The sequence below is a fragment of the Streptomyces sp. NPDC055287 genome (genome assembly GCF_053646035.1).
Genome location: NZ_JBSHNE010000002.1, coordinates 312,568 through 331,327 on the forward strand (window position 1 = coordinate 312,568; position 18,760 = coordinate 331,327).

An 18,760-nucleotide genomic window follows, 5' to 3' on the forward strand; every position below is an offset into this window, starting at 1 on the left:
GAATTGAGAACATGGCGACCAAACAGCGCGGCCGGCCACGCTCCTTCGACCGCGAAGCGGCCCTGCGGCAGGCGACGCTGGCCTTCTGGGAGCACGGTTACGAGACGACGTCCGTCGCCGACCTCACCCGTGCCATGGGGATCGGGGCGCCCAGCCTCTACGCCGCCTTCGGCGACAAGAAGGCACTGTTCGCGGAGGTCGTGAGCGCGTACGGCGAGAGGCACGGCGCGTTCGCGTCGCGCGCCCTGCGCGAGGAGTCCACCGCCCGTGCCGGCATCGCCCGGATGCTCCACGAGGCGGCCACCGAGTTCACCGACCCCACGCACCCGCGCGGCTGTCTGGTCGTCTTCTCGGCGGTCAATTGCGCGACGCCGGAGGTCGAAGCCGCGCTGCGCGACCGGCGCAATGCCAACCTCGCCGCGATCGAGGCTCTCGTCAGCGCCGACATCGACGCGGGCGAGCTGCCGCGGAACGCCGACGCCCGCGGTCTCGCGCGCTTCAGCGGCGCCGTGTTCCAGGGGATGTCACAGCAGGCGCGCGACGGCGCGACCAGGGAGGAACTGGAGGCGGTGGCCCAGCAGGCCATGCGCGCCTGGCCTGCTGAGCCAGGTGACCGCTAATCTGACAGGGTACGGCCATAGACACAACGTAATGGTCTAGTCCACAATGTACTGGTAAAGCTTCCTCCCTCCCCGCACAGGAGGGCGGATCGAGGCACCGGCGCTCTCTGCCCTGACTGCGCTGTGGCCTCCGTCGGCCGCGCGGGACCGCACACCCGCATGGCCGGAGTAGCTCCGGGCTGCGGTGCCGGGAGGGCTGAGGGTCCCTCCCAGGCGCCGCGGCCATGGGGTTGCCGGAGCTGCGGGTACGCTCGCACACGTGCCCTCCATGAACGACCTCGTCCGCCAGCACACCGCTCTGAGTGAAACCGACCTCGAGTGGCTGCACCTGCTGGTCTCGGAGTGGCAGCTGCTCTCCGACCTCTCCTTCGCCGACCTCGTCCTGTGGGTGCCCACCCTCGACGGAACCCGCTACGTCTCCGTCGCGCAGATGCGGCCCAACACGGGCCCCACCTCCTACCAGGACGACATGGTCGGTCACCTCGTACCGCGAGGCCGCCGCCCGCTCCTCGACGCCGCCCTCGACGAGGGCCGGATCGTGCGCGAGGGCGACCCCGAGTGGCGCGAGGAGGTCCCGGTCCGGGTCGAGTCGATTCCCGTACGCCGTGAGGGCCGCGTACTCGGCGTCATCGCGCGCAACACGAACCTGCTGACCGTACGCACCCCCAGCCGCCTGGAGCTGACGTACCTCCAGAGCGCCTCCGACCTGGCCCAGATGATCGCCGCCGGGTCCTTCCCCTTCCCCGCCCAGCAGGTCGACATGGACGCCTCGCCGCGCGCCGGCGACGGGCTGATCCGGCTCGACGCGGACGGCATCGTCCAGTACGCGTCGCCGAACGCGCTCTCCGCCTACCACCGGCTCGGCCTCGCCTCCGACCTCGTCGGGCACCACCTCGGCCAGGCCACCGCCGAACTCGCCCCGTCCCGCGGTCCGGTGGACGAAGCCCTGGTCAAGCTGGCCAGCGGCTACGCCCCGCGCGAGACCGAGGTCGAGGGCAACAGCGGGGTCATCCAGCTGCGCGCGATCCCGCTGAAGCCGAAGGGCACCCGGATCGGTTCGCTCGTACTGTGCCGCGACGTGACGGAACTGCGCCGCCGTGAGCGTGAGTTGATCACCAAGGACGCGACCATCCGGGAAATCCACCACCGGGTGAAGAACAACCTCCAGACGGTGGCGGCGCTGCTGCGGCTCCAGGCGCGGCGGATGGATTCGGAGAAGGGCCGCGAGGCGCTCAACGAGGCAGTGCGCCGGGTCGGCTCGATCGCGATCGTCCACGAGACGCTCTCGCAGAACCTCGACGAGCGCGTCGAGTTCGACGAGATCGCCGACCGGGTGATCGCGATGGTCGCCGAGATCTCGCCCGGAAAGGTCAACTGCCGTCGTACCGGCCGCTTCGGCATACTCGACGCCGAGGTCGCGACGCCGCTGGCCATGGTCCTGACAGAGGTCCTGCAGAACGCGCTGGAGCACGCCTTCGCGCCGGCGGAGCATGGTTCGGTCGAGGTGGCGGCCGTGCGCGGCGGCGACCGCAAGGACGCCCGGCTTCTGATCACCGTTCAGGACGACGGCCGCGGACTGCCCGAGGGATTCGACCCGAAGCGGACCGGCAACCTGGGGCTGCAGATCGTACGGACGCTGGTGGAGGGCGAGTTGGGCGGGACCTTCGACATGGTCCCCGGCCCCGAGTGCGGCACCCGGGTCGTACTCGATGTTCCCGTACGCGCCGACAAGTAACCGAGTAACTCTAAGTAACTCAGATGGTTCCGGACGGGGCGCAAAAGCGGCGAGCCCCGGACCGAGGGTACGGTCCGGGGCTCAAAGCTCACGTTGCTATGCGCATCGGGGGTACTGCGCGCTGCGGCTCGGGGGCGGGTGGTGCGTACGCGCTGTACGCGCCGCCAAGCTCAGGCTCGTGCGGGGTGGTGGTTCAGGCGGTCGCGTTACGCGCCCGGTTGCGGGCGGCGCGGCGCTTCATCGCGCGGCGCTCGTCCTCGCTGAGGCCACCCCAGACGCCGGAGTCCTGGCCGGACTCGAGCGCCCACTGCAGGCACTGCTCCATGACGGGGCAGCGGCGGCAGACGGCCTTGGCTTCCTCGATCTGCAGCAGCGCAGGACCGGTGTTGCCGATGGGGAAGAACAGCTCCGGGTCTTCCTCACGACAAACGGCGTTGTGACGCCAGTCCATGGCTGCTACCTCTCCTAGGTATTACAAGCACGTTGCTTGTGAATGTGAACGCTTTCACGAATCCCCCCGCAGGTGAAGGGCCGACTGCCAGTCGCCTGGTGTGGGTCCTGTGTGTGAGGAGGGGTTCTGGCTTTCAGCGGAGGCTGGTGTTGCGGGCCGTCCCGATCGCCATGTAGAGATTCGCAAACCTCGGCAGCGGATACAACCCCTTCCGGAAAGTTTTTTTTGATTCCTCGGTGTCGGGTAGGTCACAGCCGTACTTCTATGGGGTGTAACCCAGCCCGTACGTTCGAGTTAAAGGACTTTTGCGCCTTCCGCTCACACAATCACACGCAGTGCACGGCGTACGCCTGTGAACGTCACGCTAGTACGCAGTCCGAGGTGGTCACCGTCCATCTGGAAGGGCAGTGGGGCCTTCGAATGCAAGGTGAAGTCGGTCAGGTCGTGCAATGTCACCGCATGCTTACCGTGCGGCCCGCGCTCGGGCGACGACGTCAGCAATTGGGTCGCGTAACGGGCCACGGCGGGGGTGGACAGCTTGCTCAGGCCGAGCACGTCCAGGGCCTTGTCGAAGGAGGCCTCCGGGGACGCGTACATCGGGCGATTGCCCAGGTAGGTCCACGGGGAGGTGTTGCAGACTATGGACAGCACAAGATCTTCGACCGGGTCGTGACCGGGGCGCTCCAGGGTGATCAGCCCTTGCAGACGGTGCGGTTCCGTCAGGAACTGGCGTACCACCTGACGCACGTAGAGAGCGTGCGTCGAGCGTTTTCCGCGCTCCCGCTGCTGTTCGACTCTGCCGATCACTCCGGCGTCGAAGCCGAATCCCGCGCAGAACGTGAACCAGCGGGAGGGAACTGATTCGTCCTCCGTGCCCGGGGTACCCGCCGCCAGACCGAGACCGACCGTTCGTTCACTGCGTGTGCTCAGCGCGTCCAGAATGGCGCCGGTCGCCTCGACCGCGTCATTGGGGATACCCAGGGCGCGGGCGAAGACATTGGTGGAACCGCCCGGAACCACGGCGAGGCGCGGCAGCCTGTCCGGGTCCGGGCCCTCGTGGAGGAGACCGTTGACGACCTCGTTGACCGTGCCGTCGCCGCCGAGCGCCACGACCAGCTCTATGTCCTTGCTCTCCGCCGCCCGCCGGCCCAGATCGCGGGCGTGCCCGCGGTACTCGGTCGTCACGACTTCCAGCTTCATCTCGCTGGCGAGGGCATGGATCAGGACATCGCGGGTGCGTGCGCTGGTGGTGGTAGCTGCCGGATTGACCACGAGGAGTGCACGCATGGGCGCCAGACTACCTACTTGGCGGTACCTGGCCCAGACCTGGTCCGCCGGGGCAGACGGTTACGCTGCAGGGGTGAGCAATGAGCAGACTCCCGGACCCGCCGCCGAACCCCGCCCCAACCGGCTGACCGCCGCAGCGGGGCTCGCCGCGCTGGAGGGGCTGGCCCTGGTTGCCGGTGGCGCGTACATGCTCGTGATGGGGCTGCTCGGCAGCCCCGACAAGCCCGAGCAGGCGGAGATGGGCGGCCTGACACTGATTGTCCTTGCGCTGCTGCCGCTGCTGGCCGCGCGGGGCCTGCTCAAGTGCCGCGCGTGGAGCCGCGGGCCCGCGATCATCACGCAGATCATGGCGCTGCCGGTGGCCTGGACCCTGCTGCGCTCCGAGGGCTTCCTGCTGATCCCGGCCGGCATCGTCCTCGCGGTGGTGGCCGTGGCGTCGCTGGTCCTGCTGGTCAACCCCGAGACGAACCGGGCGCTGGGCATCCGCGGTCCCCGCGACGCGTAGCGACAGCGCCGCGGGTCACCGCAGGGTCCGTGCCGGTGTGTGACCTACTCCTCGACCAGAAGCTTTTCGCGGAGCTGGGCCAGCGTGCGCGCCAGCAGCCGCGAGACGTGCATCTGGGAGATGCCGACCTCCGTGGCGATCTGCGACTGCGTCATGTTTCCGAAGAAGCGCAGCAGCAGAATCCGCTTCTCGCGCGGCGGAAGGTCCTCCAGGAGTGGCTTCAGTGACTCCCGGTACTCGACACCTTCCAGCGCCTCGTCCTCGGAGCCCAGCGTGTCCGCGACCGCCGGGGACTCGTCGTCGGTGTCCGGCACGTCCAGCGACAGCGTGCTGTACGCGTTGGCGGACTCCAGGCCCTCCAGGACCTCTTCCTCGGAGATGCCCAGGCGCTCGGCAAGCTCGTGCACGGTCGGCGACCGGCCGTGCTGCTGGGAGAGCTCGGCCGTGGCCGTCGTGAGCGACAGCCGCAGCTCCTGGAGGCGGCGGGGAACGCGGACGGCCCAGCCCTTGTCGCGGAAGTGCCGCTTGATCTCGCCGACGACAGTCGGGGTGGCGTACGTCGAGAACTCGACGCCCCGCTCCGGATCGAACCGGTCCACCGACTTGATCAGGCCGATCGTGGCGACCTGGGTGAGGTCGTCGAGCGGCTCGCCGCGGTTGCGGAAGCGGCGGGCCAGGTGCTCGACCAGGGGCAGGTGCATGCGCACCAGCCGGTTGCGCAGCTCCGCCTTCTCGGCCGACCCGTCCGGCAGCTTGCGCAACTCGATGAACAGGGCGCGCGCAGCACTGCGGTCGTGCGGATCGTGGCGCCCGTGCTCGTGCTCCGTGGGGTGCTGTCCGTGCTCGCTCATATGGCCCGCCCGCTCTGCCTGCTCCGCCGCCACCGTGCCCACCAGGCCGTCCGCCGGTACGTCGGCCACCGGCCCGCCGTCCACCGGTCCGTCGACCGGGTGGGGCCGGGCCTGCTGCTCAGGGATGCCCGAGGGTGCGGGCGCCGGCCCGGCCGGGACCGCGCGCCCTCCCGTCGGCGCCTGTGGGCTGAGCTCCTCGTTGCGCACCGGCCCGTCCCCGTTCCTCACGCCGGCCCGGGTCCCGCGCCGCGCTGTTTGTACAGGCTGATGGTGACCGTACGGTCCTCGGCGACCGTCGAATCGACCTTGCCCGCGAGTGCCGAGAGCACCGTCCAGGCGAAGGTGTCGCGCTCAGGTGCGCGTCCGTCCGTGGTGGGGGCAGAGACCGTGACGTCGAGTGAGTCCTCGACGAGCCGGAAGACACAGCTGAGGACGGAACCGGGCACGGCCTGCTGGAGCAGGATCGCGCAGGCCTCGTCGACCGCGATGCGCAGATCCTCGATCTCGTCGAGGGTGAAGTCCAAGCGCGCCGCGAGTCCGGCCGTGGCCGTACGCAGCACGGACAGATAGGCACCTGCAGCGGGCAGCCGGACTTCCACGAAGTCCTGGGTCCCGGGCTCGCCTGCGATCTGGGACACCCTCACCTCCAAGGTGGCACAAGCTCTTTCGGGGGTCCGGGAGGCAGCGCCCCCCGAAGCCACGCGGTACGTCGTTACGTCGTTCGCCGGTGACGCTATCGCGATCCATTCTGCCCTGTCGCCGGGCCCCCACCCCGGCCTGTCACTCATGGTAAGCACATGAGTACGCACAGTGGCTAGGGGTGTGCGGTGCCCAATTGGAAACGACCGGCGCCGGGTTGACGTACCCACACGTCAGACGATCGAACCGTCCTCGTAGCACCAGCGCCAGTTGTCCCCGGGTTCGAAGCTGCGCACCACCGGATGGCCCGCCTCTTTGGCATGCGCGGACGCGTGCCGGTACGGGGACGAGTCGCAGCACCCCACGTGGCCGCATTCCAGACACAGGCGCAGCTGTACGGGGTGGCTCCCGACCGCCAGGCATTCCGGGCAGGTGTCGCTCAGCGGGACCGGCTCGGGGTGCGGCAGTCCGCCGACATGGAGGCACTCGTTCATGATGGCCAGGTTACGACGTACAGGCGGATTGGGCGGGCCGGAACCGATGGACGCATTGCCACTGCTGGTCCTCATCGCGGGAAGCGCGGTGATCGCGGGGGCGGCCCGCAGAACACCCGTACCCGCGCCGCTGCTGCTCGTCGCCGCGGGGCTCGCGGCGACGTACGTCCCGGGCGTGCCGGACTACACGCTGAACCCGGACATCGTGCTGCCGCTGCTGCTGCCTCCGCTCCTGTACACGGCCGCCGTGGACAGCTCGTACCTCGATCTGCGGGCGAACATCAGACCCGTAGCCTTCCTGTCGGTCGGTTACGTGCTCTTCGCGACCGTGATCGTCGGCTACTTCGCGTATCTCGTCGTTCCCGGGCTCACGCTGACGTCCGCGCTGGTCCTGGGCGCCGTCATCGCGCCGCCCGACGCGGTCGCCGCGACGGCCATCGCGCGCCGGGTCGGACTGCCCCCGCGCATCACCGCGATCCTCCAGGGCGAGTCCCTGGTGAACGACGCCACCGCCATCACCGCGTTCAAGGTCGCTCTGGCGGCCGCGGCCGGCGAGGGCGCCAGCTGGGCCGGCGGGATCGGGGAATTCGCCGTGGCGTCGATCGGCGGCGTGGGCGTCGGCCTGCTGCTGATGGTGCCGCTGCACTGGCTGCGCACGCACCTCAAGGAGGCGCTGCTCCAGAACACGCTGTCGCTGCTGATCCCCTTCGTGGCGTACGCCGCGGCCGAGTACGTACACGCCTCCGGGGTGCTCGCCGTCGTGGTCGTCGCCCTCTATCTGGGGCACCGCTCCTGGCAGGTCGACTTCGCCACCAGGATCCAGGAACACGCCGTGTGGCGGATGGTGTCCTTCATCCTCGAGTCGGTCGTGTTCGCGCTGATCGGGCTCCAGCTGCCCTACGTACTGCGCGGACTCGGTCCCTATGGGGGCGCTCAGGCCGTCTGGTACGCGTTCGCGGTGTTCCTGGCGGTCGTGGTGGTGCGCTTCGTGTGGGTCTTCCCGGCGACGTACCTGCCGCGCCTCCTGTCGGAACGCATCCGGGAACGGGAACCGGGCGTCACCTGGACGTCACCCGTGATCGTCGGGTGGGCCGGGATGCGCGGTGTCGTGTCCCTCGCGATCGCGTTCTCGATCCCGCTGACCGTCGAGCACGGCGAGCCGTTCCCCGCCCGGAACCTGGTCCTCTTCCTCACGTTCACGACGGTGATCGCCACACTCGTCGTACAGGGGCTGACCCTCGCACCGCTGATCCGCCTGCTGAAGGTGCCCAAGCGCGACGAGTACGCCGAGACGCTCGCCGAGGCGCAGGCGCAGAGCGAGGCTTCGGCGGCCGCCGAGGCGCGGCTGCAGGAGCTGCTCGCCGATCCGCGGAACGCGCTGCCGCAGCCGCTCGCGGACCGGCTTCGGACCGTTCTCGAGAGGCGCCGCAACGCCGTCTGGGAACGGCTCGGCGCGGTCAACGAGGAGACCGGGGAATCGGCGGACGACACGTACCGGCGCCTTGCCAGGGAAATGATCGCCGCGGAACGGACGGTCTTCGTCGAGCTGCGGGACCAGCGGCGCATCGACGACGAGATGCTGCGCAGCCTGATGCGCAGGCTGGACCTGGAGGAGGCGGCGGCCTACCGCGCGGAGTCGGGCTGAGCGGAGTCGGGCCGAGCAGTGTCCGGGTGGCCCGTGACGACCGCCGCGACGGTGGTCCCGGGCGGGAAGGCGCCCTCGGTCGCGAGGGTGGTCAGCCCGTGCAGCATCTTCGCGACGTAGAGCCGTTCCACGGGCAGTCCGTGCCGGTCCTCGAAGTCCGCGGCGAACGCATCGAGTTCCGGGGTGGTACGGGCGTATCCGCCGCAGTGGAAGCGGTCGTCCAGCGTCCAGTCGCCGGCCGGGGCGTCGAAGGCGGCGTGCTGGAGGGCTCGTATCCCTTCGCCCAGGAAGCCGCCCTTGAGCACCGGGAATCCGATGGCGCGCTGCCCGGGCCCCAGTCCGGCCGCCAGCCCGGCGATGGTGCCGCCGGTGCCGCAGGCGACCCCGATGACATCCGCTGTCCCGCGCAACTCCCGCCCCAGTGCGACGCACCCCTGTACGGCGAGCGCGTTGCTGCCGCCCTCGGGAACGACGTAGACGCTCTCCGGGCGGGCCGGATTCTCGCTTTGGGCGGCGCCTCTCCGCTCAGTGGCGGCGGTCGTGGTGGCCTCGGCCACGAGGGCGGCGAGGGTCTCCGGCTCCGCCTTCGCCCGGTACGTCGCCCGGTCCACGAAGTGCAGCCGCATGCCGTCCGCCGCACACCGCGCGAGCGAGGGGTTGAGGGGCCGGCCCGCGAGCTCGTCGCCCCGTACGACGCCGATCGTCGGGAAGCCCAGCAGCCGTCCGGCCGCGGCCGTCGCCCGCAGGTGGTTGGAGTACGCGCCGCCGAACGTCAGCACCGCGCGTCCCGCGGCCGCCCGCAGATTCAACTCCAGCTTGCGCCATTTGTTGCCCGGCAGGTCCGGGTGGATCAGATCGTCGCGCTTGAGCAGCAGCCGTACGCCGCGACGGCTGAAGCGCTCGTCCTCGGCCTGCCACAGCGGCGACGGCAGCCGCGGACGCAGGCGGGAGAGGTCGAGCGCTTCGGGGGTCATGGACCCATTGTCGCCACGGGCGCCACAGGCATCACGTGAGACGTTCGTGGATCCGCGCGCGCATCGTATTCATCGAGAAGCCACGGGGATCTATTTTCCCCGGCTGCCACTCGAGGTGGCCGATGACCGAACGGGAGTTCCACCCGTGGTGCCGGCAGACGGCGGCGGCCGCCCGCTCGATGGCTTCGAGCTGCGCCGCGGGCCACGGATCGTCGCCGTCGCCGAGGTTCTCGCACTCGAAGCCGTAGAAGTGCCGGTTTCCGTCGGTGTTGGCTTCGTTGTCGGGCGGCAGAGCCGTCTCCGCGATGACGGCGCGCAGTACGTCGTCGTCACCCAGGCCCGCGTGGTTGGCGCGCCCGTACCCGACCAGATGGATGGAGCCGCTCTTGGCGATCACGCCGTGGCAGAGCGGACCGGGGAGTCCCGGATAGCCGTCGCGGCAGATACGGACGGTGTTGGCGGTGCCTGAGGTGACCGTGTGGTGGATCATCACGCCGTGGACAGGGCCCCACGGGCCCTTGTGGTTGCGGTTGTGCGTAGGCCAGTCGCCGACCTCGACGACGTCGATGCCCTCGTCTCTCAGTACGTCGAGGAATCTGCTCGCGGACATGGGTGAGGCCATGGCCGCCTCCTTAGGTGAGTCGCGCATCATCTCGTACCGCTGCTTGTACCCGAACTCCGCTGCCACGGCTATCCGTTCGGACGGCGTGCGAGCCGATTCGGTCACTTCTCGCGCGGGCCCGTCGCCTCGGAGGCGCGCGATGTGCCCCGCCACCGGTGATCTAGTCACACTCTTTTGTGTAATGGCGCGGTGACTCTCCGGCCTGCAAGGCTCTTCGGCGCAGGTCAGCACATGATCGAGAGGGAGTCAGATGTCGGTCGAGGCAGGTTCCGAGATCCGCGAAGAGCAGGCAAAACCGCAGCAGAGTCTCGGTACGGCCGCCGCGCGGAACTTGGCCACCACCACCAAGTCCGCCCCGCAGATGCAGGAGATCACCTCCCGGTGGCTGCTGCGGATGCTGCCATGGGTCCAGGTCCAGGGCGGTACGTACCGGGTGAACCGCCGGCTCAGTTACTCCGTAGGCGACGGGCGGGTGACCTTCGTACAGACCGGGGAGAACGTCCAGGTCATCCCCAACGAGCTCTGCGAACTCCCCGCCCTGCGCACCTTCGCGGACGAGGCCGTGCTCGGCGAGCTCGCGCAGCGGTGCAACCAGCGGGAGTACGCGGCCGGAGAAGTACTGGCGACCGCCGGCGAAGCTGCGGAAACGGTCTTCCTGTTGGCCCACGGCCGTATCGAGAAGGTGGGCGACGGTCCCTACGACGACGAGGCGGTGCTCGGCGTCCTCGCGGACGGCGCGTACCTCGGCGACCAGGCCCTCGTCGAGGAGAACGCCACTTGGGGGTACACGGCCCGTGCGCAGACCGCCTGCACCGTACTGACCCTGTCCCGGCAGGACGTGCTGACGCTCGCCGACCGGGCGGAGTCGCTGCGCGACCACCTCACGCGGGTGCGGTCGCTGCCCCGCCAGCGCACCAACAAGTACGGCGAGGCGCCCATCGACCTCTCCGCCGGCCACGTCGGCGAGGCCGTCGTTCCGCACACGTACGTGGACTACGACGCGGCGCCGCGCGAGTACGAACTGAGCGTCGCGCAGACCGTGCTGAAGGTCCACAGCCGGGTCGCGGACCTCTACAACCAGCCGATGAACCAGACCGAGCAGCAGTTGCGGCTCACCGTCGAGGCGCTGCGCGAGCGCCAGGAGGACGAACTCATCAACCATCGTGAGTTCGGGCTGCTCCACAACTGCGACTACGGACAGCGCTTCCAGCCGCACGACGGCGTGCCCAGCCCGGACGACATGGACGAGCTGCTGTCACGGCGGCGCGGATCCAAGCTCTTCCTCGCCCACCCGCGCGCCATCGCCGCCTTCGGGCGCGAGTGCAACAAGCGCGGCCTGTACCCGGAGAGCATCGAGATCGGCGGCAGCCGGGTGCCTTCCTGGCGCGGCGTCCCGATCTTCCCCTGCAACAAGATCCCGGTGAGCGACGCCCGTACGACCTCGATCATCTGCATGCGTACGGGCGAGGCCGAACAGGGCGTCGTCGGGCTCCAGCAGAGCGGCATCCCGGACGAGATCGAGCCGAGCCTGTCGGTGCGCTTCATGGGCATCGACGAGCAGGCGATCATCCGGTACCTGGTCACGGCGTACTACTCGGCGGCCGTACTGGTGCCGGACGCGCTCGGGGTCCTGGAGAACGTCGAGATCGGCAGGTGGCGCTGAGAGCCGGCACTCGCCCAGGCGGTCCGTGGTCCCTGACGGGGGCACCGTACAAGCACTGCTGGAGGAAGTGACCGTGACCATGACCAGAGCGGAAGCGGCCGCTACGGAAAGGCACGAGGCGGCGGCTTTCCTGGAACGGACCCGCAGCAGCGTCGACCCCCAACTGCGCACGGGCGTGGAGAGTCTGCCCGCATCCATACGCCGGATCGCGATGTACCACTTCGGCTGGGAACAGGCCGACGGCGCCCCGGCCGCGGGACAGGCGGGCAAGTCGATCAGGCCCGCCCTGGTGCTCGCCGCCACGCAGGCGCTCGGCGGGGACCCTGGCCGGGCCGTACGGGCGGCGGCGGCGGTGGAGCTCGCCCACAATTTCACGCTGCTCCACGACGACGTCATCGACGAGGACCCGACCCGCAGGAACCGGCCCACCGCCTGGACGGTCTTCGGCGTACCGGACGCGATCGTCGCCGGGGACGCCATGTGCGCCCTCGCGCTGGGGCTGCTCGCCGAGGACCCGCACCCGGCGGCGGCCAGGGCGTCGGCGCGGCTCGCCGCCTGCGTCATCGAGCTGTGCGCCGGACAGCAGGCGGACTGCGCGTTCGAACGGCGCGGACCGAGGGAGGTGTCGCTGGACGAGTGCCTCACCATGGCCGAGGCGAAGACCGGAGCCCTGCTCGGCTGCGCGTGCGCGCTCGGCGCGCTCTACGCGGGCGCGGACGAGGAGGAGGTCGCGGCCATGGACGCCTTCGGGAGGGAGGCGGGGCTCGCGTTCCAGCTCATCGACGACCTCATCGGGATCTGGGGCGACCCGGCCCACACGGGTAAACCGGCGGGCGCCGACCTCGCGGCCCACAAGAAGTCACTCCCGGTGGTGGCGGCGCTGACCTCGGACGGCGAGGCCGCCGCCGAGCTGGCCGGCCTGTACGCGGGGCCGCTGGACGGGGCAGCCGTCCGGCGCGCGGCCGACGCCGTCGACCGGGCGGGCGGCAGGGACTGGGCGCAGACGCACGCGGCGGACCGGATGGCCCGGGCCGTGCAGCACCTGTCCCGGGCGGTGCCCGACCTGGCGGCGGCGGGCGACCTGCTCTCGCTTGCCGAGTTCGTCACCCGCAGAACACGCTGACCGGGGGAGCACCGACGGCGGGCGTCCGGGAACCACCCGGGCGCCCGCCGCCTTCCGGAGCGTCAACTCTAGGATCAGTCACGTCAGTTCAGACGGCGATCGTGATCCTGGAGAGAAGAGGGCCGGACCGTGGGCGTGGAGATACGACAGGCGGGGGAGAGCGACCGTGAGGCGCTCGTGCGGCTGCTGGACGCGGCCTTCATCGACGACCCGGTGAGCAGCTGGGTCTTCCCCGACCGGGCGCACCGCCTCCGTGTGCACGGCACGTTCCTGGGCGTCTTCCTCGACGTGGCCCTGCGCGAGGGCCGGGTCGACATGACCGAGGACGGATCGGCCACGGCCCTGTGGCTCCAGGTTCCGGCCGGGCTGCCGGACGAGGAGGACGACGCTCCCGCACGGATGAGGGAGATCGCGGACCCGGACAACGAACGTGCGGAGCTCATCGGCCGGCTGACCGGCGAGGCTCACCCGCACGACCGGGCGCACGAGTACCTGCTGCTCATCGCCGTCTCCCCGGACCGCCAGGGGGAGGGGCTCGGGACGGCGTTGATCCGGCCGGTCCTCGACCGGTGCGACCGCGACGGCGTACCGGCCTATCTGGAGGCGAGCAGCGAGCGCAGCAGCAAGCTGTACGAACGGCTCGGATTCGGCTTCACCGGCCGTACGGTCGACCTGCCCGACGGCCCGCACATGTGGCCCATGTGGCGCGAGCCGGTGGGCTGACGACCTGCGAGTGGTTTCGGGCGGGCGGGCTGATCGTGCCGACGTACCGCAAGAAGCGCTGTTGCCAGGGCTGTTCGGGGCCGTGCGCCCGAACGGGCTAAAGTCCCGATCATGACAGGAGAGCCATGGGCCGGCTGGTACCGCGACCGTGAGGGTTCCGTCGCCGTTCATTTCGCGGCGGACGGACAGCGGCTGCGCACCCGCATCAGGGGCGTCGACTTCGAGGGCGACAGCTTCGACGCGCTGGACCCGGTGGCGGGACCTCTGTCCGGGGGGACAGGGTTCGCGCTGGCGGGCGGTTCGCTGTGCGACTGCGTACTCGAGTGGGACATCCCGATGCCGGTGTACGCCGACGGGCGGGTCCACCGGGCCACTCTCAGCTGCCTGCTCACGCTGGGAAGGCCGCTTCCCTCCGGCGGCATCGACCGCGAACACCTGGCCCTGACCCTGCACTTCGACGGCGCGGCGTACGAGTCGGAGCGTGCGGAGCACGACTTCGAGCACGCGCTGACGGTGATCCAGCGGCGGCTGCCGCCGGGCGCGTACCTGCGGGCCTGCATCTCCTGCGCCTTCTCGGACTACCACCCGGCGGGAGGCGGGCTGTTCGGCAGTCTGGCCTGCTTCCGGGGGGCCAAGGAGAAGTACCGGGCGGCCGAGGGCAAGCGCGAGCTGTTCGAACTGTGGGACCTGCGGTCCGGGTTCGTGCAGGAGACGTGGGCCTGTGCTGACTTCGAGCGCCGGCCGGCCCAGGGGCCGGGGACGGGGTACCGCGGCGCGTTCCCGTACGTACGGGAGGTCGCGGCGCCGGCGGCCGCCGAGGCGGCACGGTAGCGGTCGCCGTCGATCCGCCAGGTCCGCTCTTCGCGTTCCGGCAGGACGATGCCCCGTACTCGCAAGGCCGCTCCCCTGGGCGTCGGCGGGGGACCGGCTGAACGTGTACGGGGCATCCGGGAGCCGGGACGGTCAGGAGGCGTCGGCCGGGGCGAAGCCGTTCTGCCAGAGCTGGTTGACGCGGTTGCGCTCACGCTGGTCGGGGGTGGCGTTCTGGCAGGACGTGCCGGGACCGCCGCCGGACATCAGCTCGCTGCACGGGCCCGAGTAGTGGTCGGGCAGGCCCAGGACGTGGCCGGTCTCGTGGGAGGTGACGCGGGTGGAGTTGTACTGCTGGTTCTGGCGGTAGTCCAGGAAGATGTACCCGCTGCCGTGGCCGTCAGTGCTGGCGTACGAGCCGCGCGGGTCGTTGCCCTCGCGGTAGACGAAGTCCGGGTTGGAGCCTTCCTGAAGCTTCACGTTGCTGACGGAGCTGTTCCAGATCTGGGTGCTCCTGGCTATCTGGGTGCGGAAGCTCGGCGCGCTCGCCGCGGAGTAGACGACTGTGACAGCCAGGGCGTCGGGGTTGGCGGCGCGCTTCTCGGCGACCGACTTCTTGACGGCGTCGAAGAAGGCCTTGTTGGCGGCGGCGTTCTCCTTGGACTTCTCGTACGTGACGTACGAGTCGGACGAGACCGAGGGCGCCGCCGCCGCCGGTACGGCGCCGAGGGTCGCGGCGGCGAGGCCGAGGCCGAGGGCGGCGGTGAGGAGGGTTCTGGGGTGCCGCATGTTCATGTGGGGGGCTCCTACTCGTTCCGTTCATGTCAAACGGGTTGGGTAGGGAGAGTGTCGTGGCTCACAGGTCGGCCGCGCATGATGCCAAACGGTGATAGTGCGAACGCATCACCTCGGCCAACTGGCGCCGAAGCAGAGGTGATTCCTGTGCTTATGGCGTCTGGTGTGGCTCAGGGGACCCGCCTTAGGGTCAGGGCATGGAGCTCGAGGTCAGGCACCTTCGTGCGTTGTGCGCCATCGCCGACACCGGCAGCCTGCACAAAGCCGCTCGTACGCTCGGAATGAGCCAGCCCTCGTTGACCACTCAGCTCCGCCGCATCGAGAACGCACTGGGCGCGGAGCTGTTCTCGCGCGAGCGGACCGGCTGCCGGCCGACGCCGCTGGGGCGTGCGGTGCTCAGCAGGGCGCGTCCGCTCGTCGAGCAGATGAGCGCGCTCGTGGCCGACACGAGAGCGGCCGCGGCCCGTTCCCCGGAAGGCCCGCATCTGCGTATCGGATCCACGGCCAGCCGCGTCATCGGCGGGTGGCTGCGCAGACTCCGTACGCGGCTGCCGGAGGCCGATACCTCGCTGCATGTCGACGTATCGGCCCATACACTGCTGCGGCTGCTCGCCGCCGGACAGCTCGATGTCGCCTTCGTGCACGAGGTGGAAGGGTCCGCACTGCGGGTGCCGGCCGGTCTGGAGCAGCGCGTACTGGTCGGGCGGGAGCCGCAGTTCATCGCGATGTCACGGGACCATCCGGCGGCCGGCCGGGCCGTGGTGGAGCTGACCGACCTGGCCGCCGACCGGTGGATGGTCGACCCCACGGTGGACGGCGAATGGGACGGAGTGCAGCGTGTCTTCGCCACGGCCGGTCTCGATCCGCCCGTCCTGCGCGGGGATTACCACACCGCCACGTCCCTGATCGTGATGGGCGAGGCCGTCGCGCCCTGCCAGCCGACGTCCGGGCCGCGCGACGACATGGCGATCAGGCCGCTGCGGGGCGACCCGCTGGCCGTACGGCTGCTGCTCGTGTGGCGGCCGGGCTTCACCGAGGCGGCGGCGGTGTACGCCGATCTGGAGGCGGCGTACCGCGACGCGGCGATGCGGGCGCCCGGATACCGGCAATGGCTGCTGCGCAACGAGAGTCCGCTGCTGTCGGGAAGCGCGGTGGCGTGAGGGGCCGGGGGGAGCGGGGGCGGGGGTGGGGGAGAGGTCGGGGTCTACGCGGGCTCGGCTGAACCCTCTGCCCTGCCTGTCCTGGCGGCCTCCACGAGGCGGCGCGCCTCCTCTCCGGCTCGGGCGATCGCGTCTTTGAAGATGTTGAGGCCGTGCGCGACGAGCGCCCCTTCGTGGAGCAGCATGAGCGTGCGCCCGAGCCGGGCCGGGCCACCCCTGCCCGGGGCCACGCCCCTGGCGAGGTCGGTGAAGAGCGCGAGCATCCACTTCTTCTGGCCGGTGATGATCGCGTACGCCGGATGCGCGGGATCGCTGATCTCGGCGTGGGCGTTGACCATGCTGCAACCCCGGGGGCTGTTCTCCTCCATCCACGCGCGCGAGGCGTCGAATACGGCCACGATCCTTTGCTCCGGCCCCTGCTCGGACTTCAGCCTTTCGGCAAGGAAGGCTCGCCACCGCTCGTCGCGCGCCGCCAGGTACTCCACGACGATCTGATCCTTGGAGCCGAAGCGGTCGTAGAGCGTCTTCTTCGTGACGCCCGCCTCCGCGGCGATCAGGTCAACGCCCACCGCGTGGATGCCGCGCTCGTAGAAGAGCCGCGAAGCGGCGTCCAGGGCGCGCTGCGCGCCGGGGGTCATGGTGATGCGACGGGGCTGCGCGGCGCTGCTGCTCATGCCTTCCACTATACCGATCTGTATAGTAGCGAGGAGGAAAGTAGACCGACCTGTATACGTGACCGATCTGTATACCCGAGCCCGCCGGGTGGTGGCCCCGCATGAACGTCCTGCTCTCCGCCGCATTCGTGCTCTGCTGGAGCTCCGGCTTCATCGGGGCGAAGCTCGGTGCGGGGAGCGCCGACGCGGTGACGATCCTGATGTGGCGCTTCCTGCCGCTCGCGCTCGTCCTGGCCGTCGTCTCCGCCACCCTCACCCGAGCCGCGTGGCGCGGCATGACCGCCCGCGACCTGCTCCGCCAGGCGGCGGTCGGCGCGCTCTCCCAGAGCGGCTACCTGCTGACGGTCTACTACGCGATCCAGCTCGGCGTATCCAGCGGCACCACCGCCCTGATCGACGGCACCCAGCCGCTCGTCGCGGGAGCGCTCGCGGGCCCGCTCCTGCGCCAGTACGTCTCCGCCCGGCAGTGGCTGGGCCTGTGCCTCGGAGTGACCGGCGTCGCGGTCGTCACGCTGGCCGACGCGGGAGCCGCCGAAGGTGTCGCTCCATGGGCGTACGCCGTACCGTTCCTCGGCATGCTCTCCCTGGTGGCTGCGACGTTCCTGGACGGCCGTTCCCACGCAGCGGTCGCGCCCTCGGTCGCGATGACCGTCCACTGCGCCACCAGCGCCGTCGTCTTCACCGCACTCGCCGCGGCCCGGGGAGCGGCGCTGCCGCCCGCCGAACCGTCGTTCTGGCTGGCGATCGGCTGGCTCGTGGTGCTCGCGACCTTCGGCGGGTACGGCCTCTACTGGCTCGTCCTGCGGCGTTCCGGAGTCACCGCGGTCAACACGCTGATGTTCCTGATGGCGCCGGTCACCGCGGTCTGGGCAGCGCTGATGTTCGGCGAGCCCTTCGGCCCGCAGACCGCGGCCGGTCTGGTGGCCGGCCTGGCCGCCGTGGTGATCGTCCGCCGCGATGGTGCCAATGGCCGTACGAAGGAATGCTCACGTGCCGCGGTCCATTGAGGCTGTAGGGGGCGGTCCCACCGCCGCCCGACAGCGATGTACGACGCAGCAGCAAAGGACACCCGACATGACCCCAGCAATCGCCGTCACCGGAGCGAGCGGCCGGATCGGCGGACGTGTCGCACGCCGTCTCGCCGGCGCGGGCGTCTCCCAGCTCCTCCTCGGCCGCGACCCCGCCCGCCTGCCCGGCCTGCCGGGGGCCGTCAAGGCGCCACCCGCCTCCTACGGTGACGCGGAGGCGATGCGGACCGCGGTGGACGGCGCCGGAACGCTCTTCCTCGTCTCCGCGCACGAGAACCCCGACCGCGTGCGTCAGCACAAGACCGCCGTCGACGCGGCCGTCGCGGCGGGTGTGGGTCGCATCGTGTACGTGTCCTTGCTGGGTGCGGCGCCCGACGCGACGTTCACCTTCTGCCGCGACCACTGGCACACCGAGCAGTACATCCGCTCCACCGGCGTGCGCCACACCTTCCTGCGGGACAGCTTCTACCAGGCCGAATTCCCCGCCATGGCCGGCAAGGACGGCGTGATCCGCGGGCCGGGCGGCGAAGGGCGGGTGTCGGCCGTCGCACACGAGGACATCGCGGACGCGGCAGCCGCCGTACTCCTCGCCGAGCTGGAGGACCTCGACGGTCACGACGGCGCCACGTACGACCTGACCGGCCCCGAGGCCCTGTCGCTCGCCGAGATCGCGGAGGAGCTGAGCCGGGCCACGGGCCGCGCGGTCAGCTACGTACCGGAGACGCGTGAGGAGGCGTACGCCTCACGGGCGGTGTACAACGCCGAACCGTGGCAGGTCGAGGGCTGGGTGTCCTCGTACGAGGCCTTCGCGAACGGCGAGATGGAGGAGGTCTCCGACGCGGTGCCCCGCCTCACCGGCCGCCCGGCCACGTCCTTCGCCGACTTCCTCCGCGAGAACCCGGACACCTACCGGCACTTGGCCGGTTAGCGCCGCGCACGTCACCGCCGTCGCGTCACGGCC

At 70.4% G+C, this 18,760-nt stretch carries 20 protein-coding genes; 11 read left to right on the forward strand and 9 right to left on the reverse strand.

The features are described from left to right. The first annotated feature begins 11 nt into the window (after window positions 1–11). Both ACWIHY_RS04735 and ACWIHY_RS04740 read left to right on the forward strand, forming a co-directional pair. Window positions 12–620, forward strand: a complete 609-nt coding sequence (locus ACWIHY_RS04735) for a TetR/AcrR family transcriptional regulator (RefSeq protein ID WP_454374147.1) — start codon at window positions 12–14, stop codon at window positions 618–620. 259 nt (window positions 621–879) lie between these two features. Next, the gene (locus ACWIHY_RS04740; RefSeq protein ID WP_454374148.1) at window positions 880–2,355 is read left to right on the forward strand and encodes a sensor histidine kinase; all 1,476 of its coding nucleotides are present in this window, start codon (window positions 880–882) and stop codon (window positions 2,353–2,355) included. 193 nt (window positions 2,356–2,548) lie between these two features. Here the strand turns inward: ACWIHY_RS04740 and ACWIHY_RS04745 are convergent, their stop codons facing one another. Then, window positions 2,549–2,806: a WhiB family transcriptional regulator gene (locus ACWIHY_RS04745; protein ID WP_004937597.1), complete on the reverse strand. Its 258-nt coding sequence runs from the start codon at window positions 2,804–2,806 to the stop codon at window positions 2,549–2,551. Between the two features lie 318 nt (window positions 2,807–3,124). Then, on the reverse strand, window positions 3,125–4,093 hold the full coding sequence (locus tag ACWIHY_RS04750) for a diacylglycerol/lipid kinase family protein (protein WP_454374149.1): 969 nt from the start codon (window positions 4,091–4,093) through the stop codon (window positions 3,125–3,127). A 73-nt stretch (window positions 4,094–4,166) separates the two neighbouring features. Between ACWIHY_RS04750 and ACWIHY_RS04755 the strand changes: the two genes are divergently transcribed. After that, a complete protein-coding gene (locus ACWIHY_RS04755; RefSeq protein WP_454374150.1) occupies window positions 4,167–4,598 on the forward strand; it encodes a hypothetical protein in 432 nt (143 codons plus the stop codon). A 44-nt stretch (window positions 4,599–4,642) separates the two neighbouring features. Here ACWIHY_RS04755 and ACWIHY_RS04760 read toward each other — a convergent pair whose 3' ends face one another. From ACWIHY_RS04760 to ACWIHY_RS04770, 3 genes are all read right to left on the reverse strand, one after another. Continuing rightward, window positions 4,643–5,677, reverse strand: a complete 1,035-nt coding sequence (locus tag ACWIHY_RS04760; RefSeq protein ID WP_454374151.1) for an RNA polymerase sigma factor SigF — start codon at window positions 5,675–5,677, stop codon at window positions 4,643–4,645. After that, the gene (locus ACWIHY_RS04765; RefSeq protein ID WP_028811722.1) at window positions 5,674–6,087 is read right to left on the reverse strand and encodes an ATP-binding protein; all 414 of its coding nucleotides are present in this window, start codon (window positions 6,085–6,087) and stop codon (window positions 5,674–5,676) included. The genes ACWIHY_RS04760 and ACWIHY_RS04765 overlap by 4 nt, the downstream gene beginning before the upstream one ends. A gap of 234 nt (window positions 6,088–6,321) precedes the next feature. Continuing rightward, complete coding sequence (locus tag ACWIHY_RS04770; RefSeq protein WP_454374152.1) at window positions 6,322–6,582, reverse strand: UBP-type zinc finger domain-containing protein; 261 nt, start codon at window positions 6,580–6,582, stop codon at window positions 6,322–6,324. 46 nt (window positions 6,583–6,628) lie between these two features. On the opposite strand from ACWIHY_RS04770, the gene ACWIHY_RS04775 reads away from it, so the two are divergent. Further along, window positions 6,629–8,227 (forward strand): Na+/H+ antiporter, encoded by a 1,599-nt coding sequence (locus tag ACWIHY_RS04775; RefSeq protein ID WP_454374153.1) that lies wholly within the window; start codon window positions 6,629–6,631, stop codon window positions 8,225–8,227. Here the strand turns inward: ACWIHY_RS04775 and ACWIHY_RS04780 are convergent. Together ACWIHY_RS04780 and ACWIHY_RS04785 are read right to left on the reverse strand one after the other, a co-directional pair. After that, window positions 8,206–9,201 carry a 1-aminocyclopropane-1-carboxylate deaminase/D-cysteine desulfhydrase gene (locus ACWIHY_RS04780; RefSeq protein WP_454374154.1) on the reverse strand — a complete coding sequence of 332 codons (996 nt, stop codon included), beginning with the start codon at window positions 9,199–9,201 and terminating at the stop codon, window positions 8,206–8,208. The genes ACWIHY_RS04775 and ACWIHY_RS04780 overlap by 22 nt on opposite strands. A gap of 31 nt (window positions 9,202–9,232) precedes the next feature. Beyond that, window positions 9,233–9,823 carry an N-acetylmuramoyl-L-alanine amidase gene (locus ACWIHY_RS04785; RefSeq protein WP_454374155.1) on the reverse strand — a complete coding sequence of 197 codons (591 nt, stop codon included), beginning with the start codon at window positions 9,821–9,823 and terminating at the stop codon, window positions 9,233–9,235. A gap of 250 nt (window positions 9,824–10,073) precedes the next feature. On the opposite strand from ACWIHY_RS04785, the gene ACWIHY_RS04790 reads away from it, so the two are divergent. From ACWIHY_RS04790 to ACWIHY_RS04805, 4 genes are all read left to right on the forward strand, one after another. Then, window positions 10,074–11,486 (forward strand): family 2B encapsulin nanocompartment shell protein, encoded by a 1,413-nt coding sequence (locus tag ACWIHY_RS04790; RefSeq protein WP_454374156.1) that lies wholly within the window; start codon window positions 10,074–10,076, stop codon window positions 11,484–11,486. 79 nt (window positions 11,487–11,565) lie between these two features. Next, a complete protein-coding gene (locus ACWIHY_RS04795; protein WP_454374417.1) occupies window positions 11,566–12,609 on the forward strand; it encodes a family 2 encapsulin nanocompartment cargo protein polyprenyl transferase in 1,044 nt (347 codons plus the stop codon). 129 nt (window positions 12,610–12,738) lie between these two features. Beyond that, a complete protein-coding gene (locus tag ACWIHY_RS04800; protein ID WP_454374157.1) occupies window positions 12,739–13,332 on the forward strand; it encodes a GNAT family N-acetyltransferase in 594 nt (197 codons plus the stop codon). Between the two features lie 111 nt (window positions 13,333–13,443). After that, window positions 13,444–14,163, forward strand: a complete 720-nt coding sequence (locus ACWIHY_RS04805) for a DUF6304 family protein (protein ID WP_454374158.1) — start codon at window positions 13,444–13,446, stop codon at window positions 14,161–14,163. Window positions 14,164–14,295: 132 nt separating this feature from the next. On the opposite strand, the gene snpA is transcribed toward ACWIHY_RS04805, so the two are convergent. Further along, window positions 14,296–14,931: a snapalysin gene (gene snpA / locus ACWIHY_RS04810; protein WP_454374418.1), complete on the reverse strand. Its 636-nt coding sequence runs from the start codon at window positions 14,929–14,931 to the stop codon at window positions 14,296–14,298. 203 nt (window positions 14,932–15,134) lie between these two features. On the opposite strand from snpA, the gene ACWIHY_RS04815 reads away from it, so the two are divergent. Further along, window positions 15,135–16,097 carry a LysR family transcriptional regulator gene (locus ACWIHY_RS04815; protein ID WP_454374159.1) on the forward strand — a complete coding sequence of 321 codons (963 nt, stop codon included), beginning with the start codon at window positions 15,135–15,137 and terminating at the stop codon, window positions 16,095–16,097. A 44-nt stretch (window positions 16,098–16,141) separates the two neighbouring features. Here the strand turns inward: ACWIHY_RS04815 and ACWIHY_RS04820 are convergent, their stop codons facing one another. Next, entirely contained in the window at window positions 16,142–16,771 is a 630-nt protein-coding gene (locus ACWIHY_RS04820) for a TetR/AcrR family transcriptional regulator (protein WP_454374160.1), read from the reverse strand. 101 nt (window positions 16,772–16,872) lie between these two features. Here ACWIHY_RS04820 and ACWIHY_RS04825 point away from each other — a divergent pair, with 101 nt between their 5' ends. Both ACWIHY_RS04825 and ACWIHY_RS04830 read left to right on the forward strand, forming a co-directional pair. Further along, on the forward strand, window positions 16,873–17,778 hold the full coding sequence (locus ACWIHY_RS04825; RefSeq protein WP_454374161.1) for a DMT family transporter: 906 nt from the start codon (window positions 16,873–16,875) through the stop codon (window positions 17,776–17,778). A 67-nt stretch (window positions 17,779–17,845) separates the two neighbouring features. Continuing rightward, window positions 17,846–18,727: an NAD(P)H-binding protein gene (locus ACWIHY_RS04830; protein WP_454374162.1), complete on the forward strand. Its 882-nt coding sequence runs from the start codon at window positions 17,846–17,848 to the stop codon at window positions 18,725–18,727. Window positions 18,728–18,760: the final 33 nt, after the last annotated feature.

Bases quoted from the DNA above. Each gene is read 5' to 3' on its own strand.
- ACWIHY_RS04735 (WP_454374147.1), top strand. From the start codon at position 12: ATGGCGACCAAACAGCGCGGCCGGCCACGCTCCTTCGACCGCGAAGCG.
- ACWIHY_RS04745 (WP_004937597.1), bottom strand. From the start codon at position 2,806: ATGGACTGGCGTCACAACGCCGTTTGTCGTGAGGAAGACCCGGAGCTG.
- ACWIHY_RS04750 (WP_454374149.1), bottom strand. From the start codon at position 4,093: ATGCGTGCACTCCTCGTGGTCAATCCGGCAGCTACCACCACCAGCGCA.
- ACWIHY_RS04770 (WP_454374152.1), bottom strand. From the start codon at position 6,582: ATGAACGAGTGCCTCCATGTCGGCGGACTGCCGCACCCCGAGCCGGTC.
- ACWIHY_RS04775 (WP_454374153.1), top strand. From the start codon at position 6,629: ATGGACGCATTGCCACTGCTGGTCCTCATCGCGGGAAGCGCGGTGATC.
- ACWIHY_RS04780 (WP_454374154.1), bottom strand. From the start codon at position 9,201: ATGACCCCCGAAGCGCTCGACCTCTCCCGCCTGCGTCCGCGGCTGCCG.
- ACWIHY_RS04785 (WP_454374155.1), bottom strand. From the start codon at position 9,823: ATGGCCTCACCCATGTCCGCGAGCAGATTCCTCGACGTACTGAGAGAC.
- ACWIHY_RS04790 (WP_454374156.1), top strand. From the start codon at position 10,074: ATGTCGGTCGAGGCAGGTTCCGAGATCCGCGAAGAGCAGGCAAAACCG.
- ACWIHY_RS04795 (WP_454374417.1), top strand. From the start codon at position 11,566: ATGACCAGAGCGGAAGCGGCCGCTACGGAAAGGCACGAGGCGGCGGCT.
- ACWIHY_RS04805 (WP_454374158.1), top strand. From the start codon at position 13,444: ATGACAGGAGAGCCATGGGCCGGCTGGTACCGCGACCGTGAGGGTTCC.
- snpA (WP_454374418.1), bottom strand. From the start codon at position 14,931: ATGCGGCACCCCAGAACCCTCCTCACCGCCGCCCTCGGCCTCGGCCTC.
- ACWIHY_RS04815 (WP_454374159.1), top strand. From the start codon at position 15,135: ATGGAGCTCGAGGTCAGGCACCTTCGTGCGTTGTGCGCCATCGCCGAC.
- ACWIHY_RS04820 (WP_454374160.1), bottom strand. From the start codon at position 16,771: ATGAGCAGCAGCGCCGCGCAGCCCCGTCGCATCACCATGACCCCCGGC.
- ACWIHY_RS04825 (WP_454374161.1), top strand. From the start codon at position 16,873: ATGAACGTCCTGCTCTCCGCCGCATTCGTGCTCTGCTGGAGCTCCGGC.
- ACWIHY_RS04830 (WP_454374162.1), top strand. From the start codon at position 17,846: ATGACCCCAGCAATCGCCGTCACCGGAGCGAGCGGCCGGATCGGCGGA.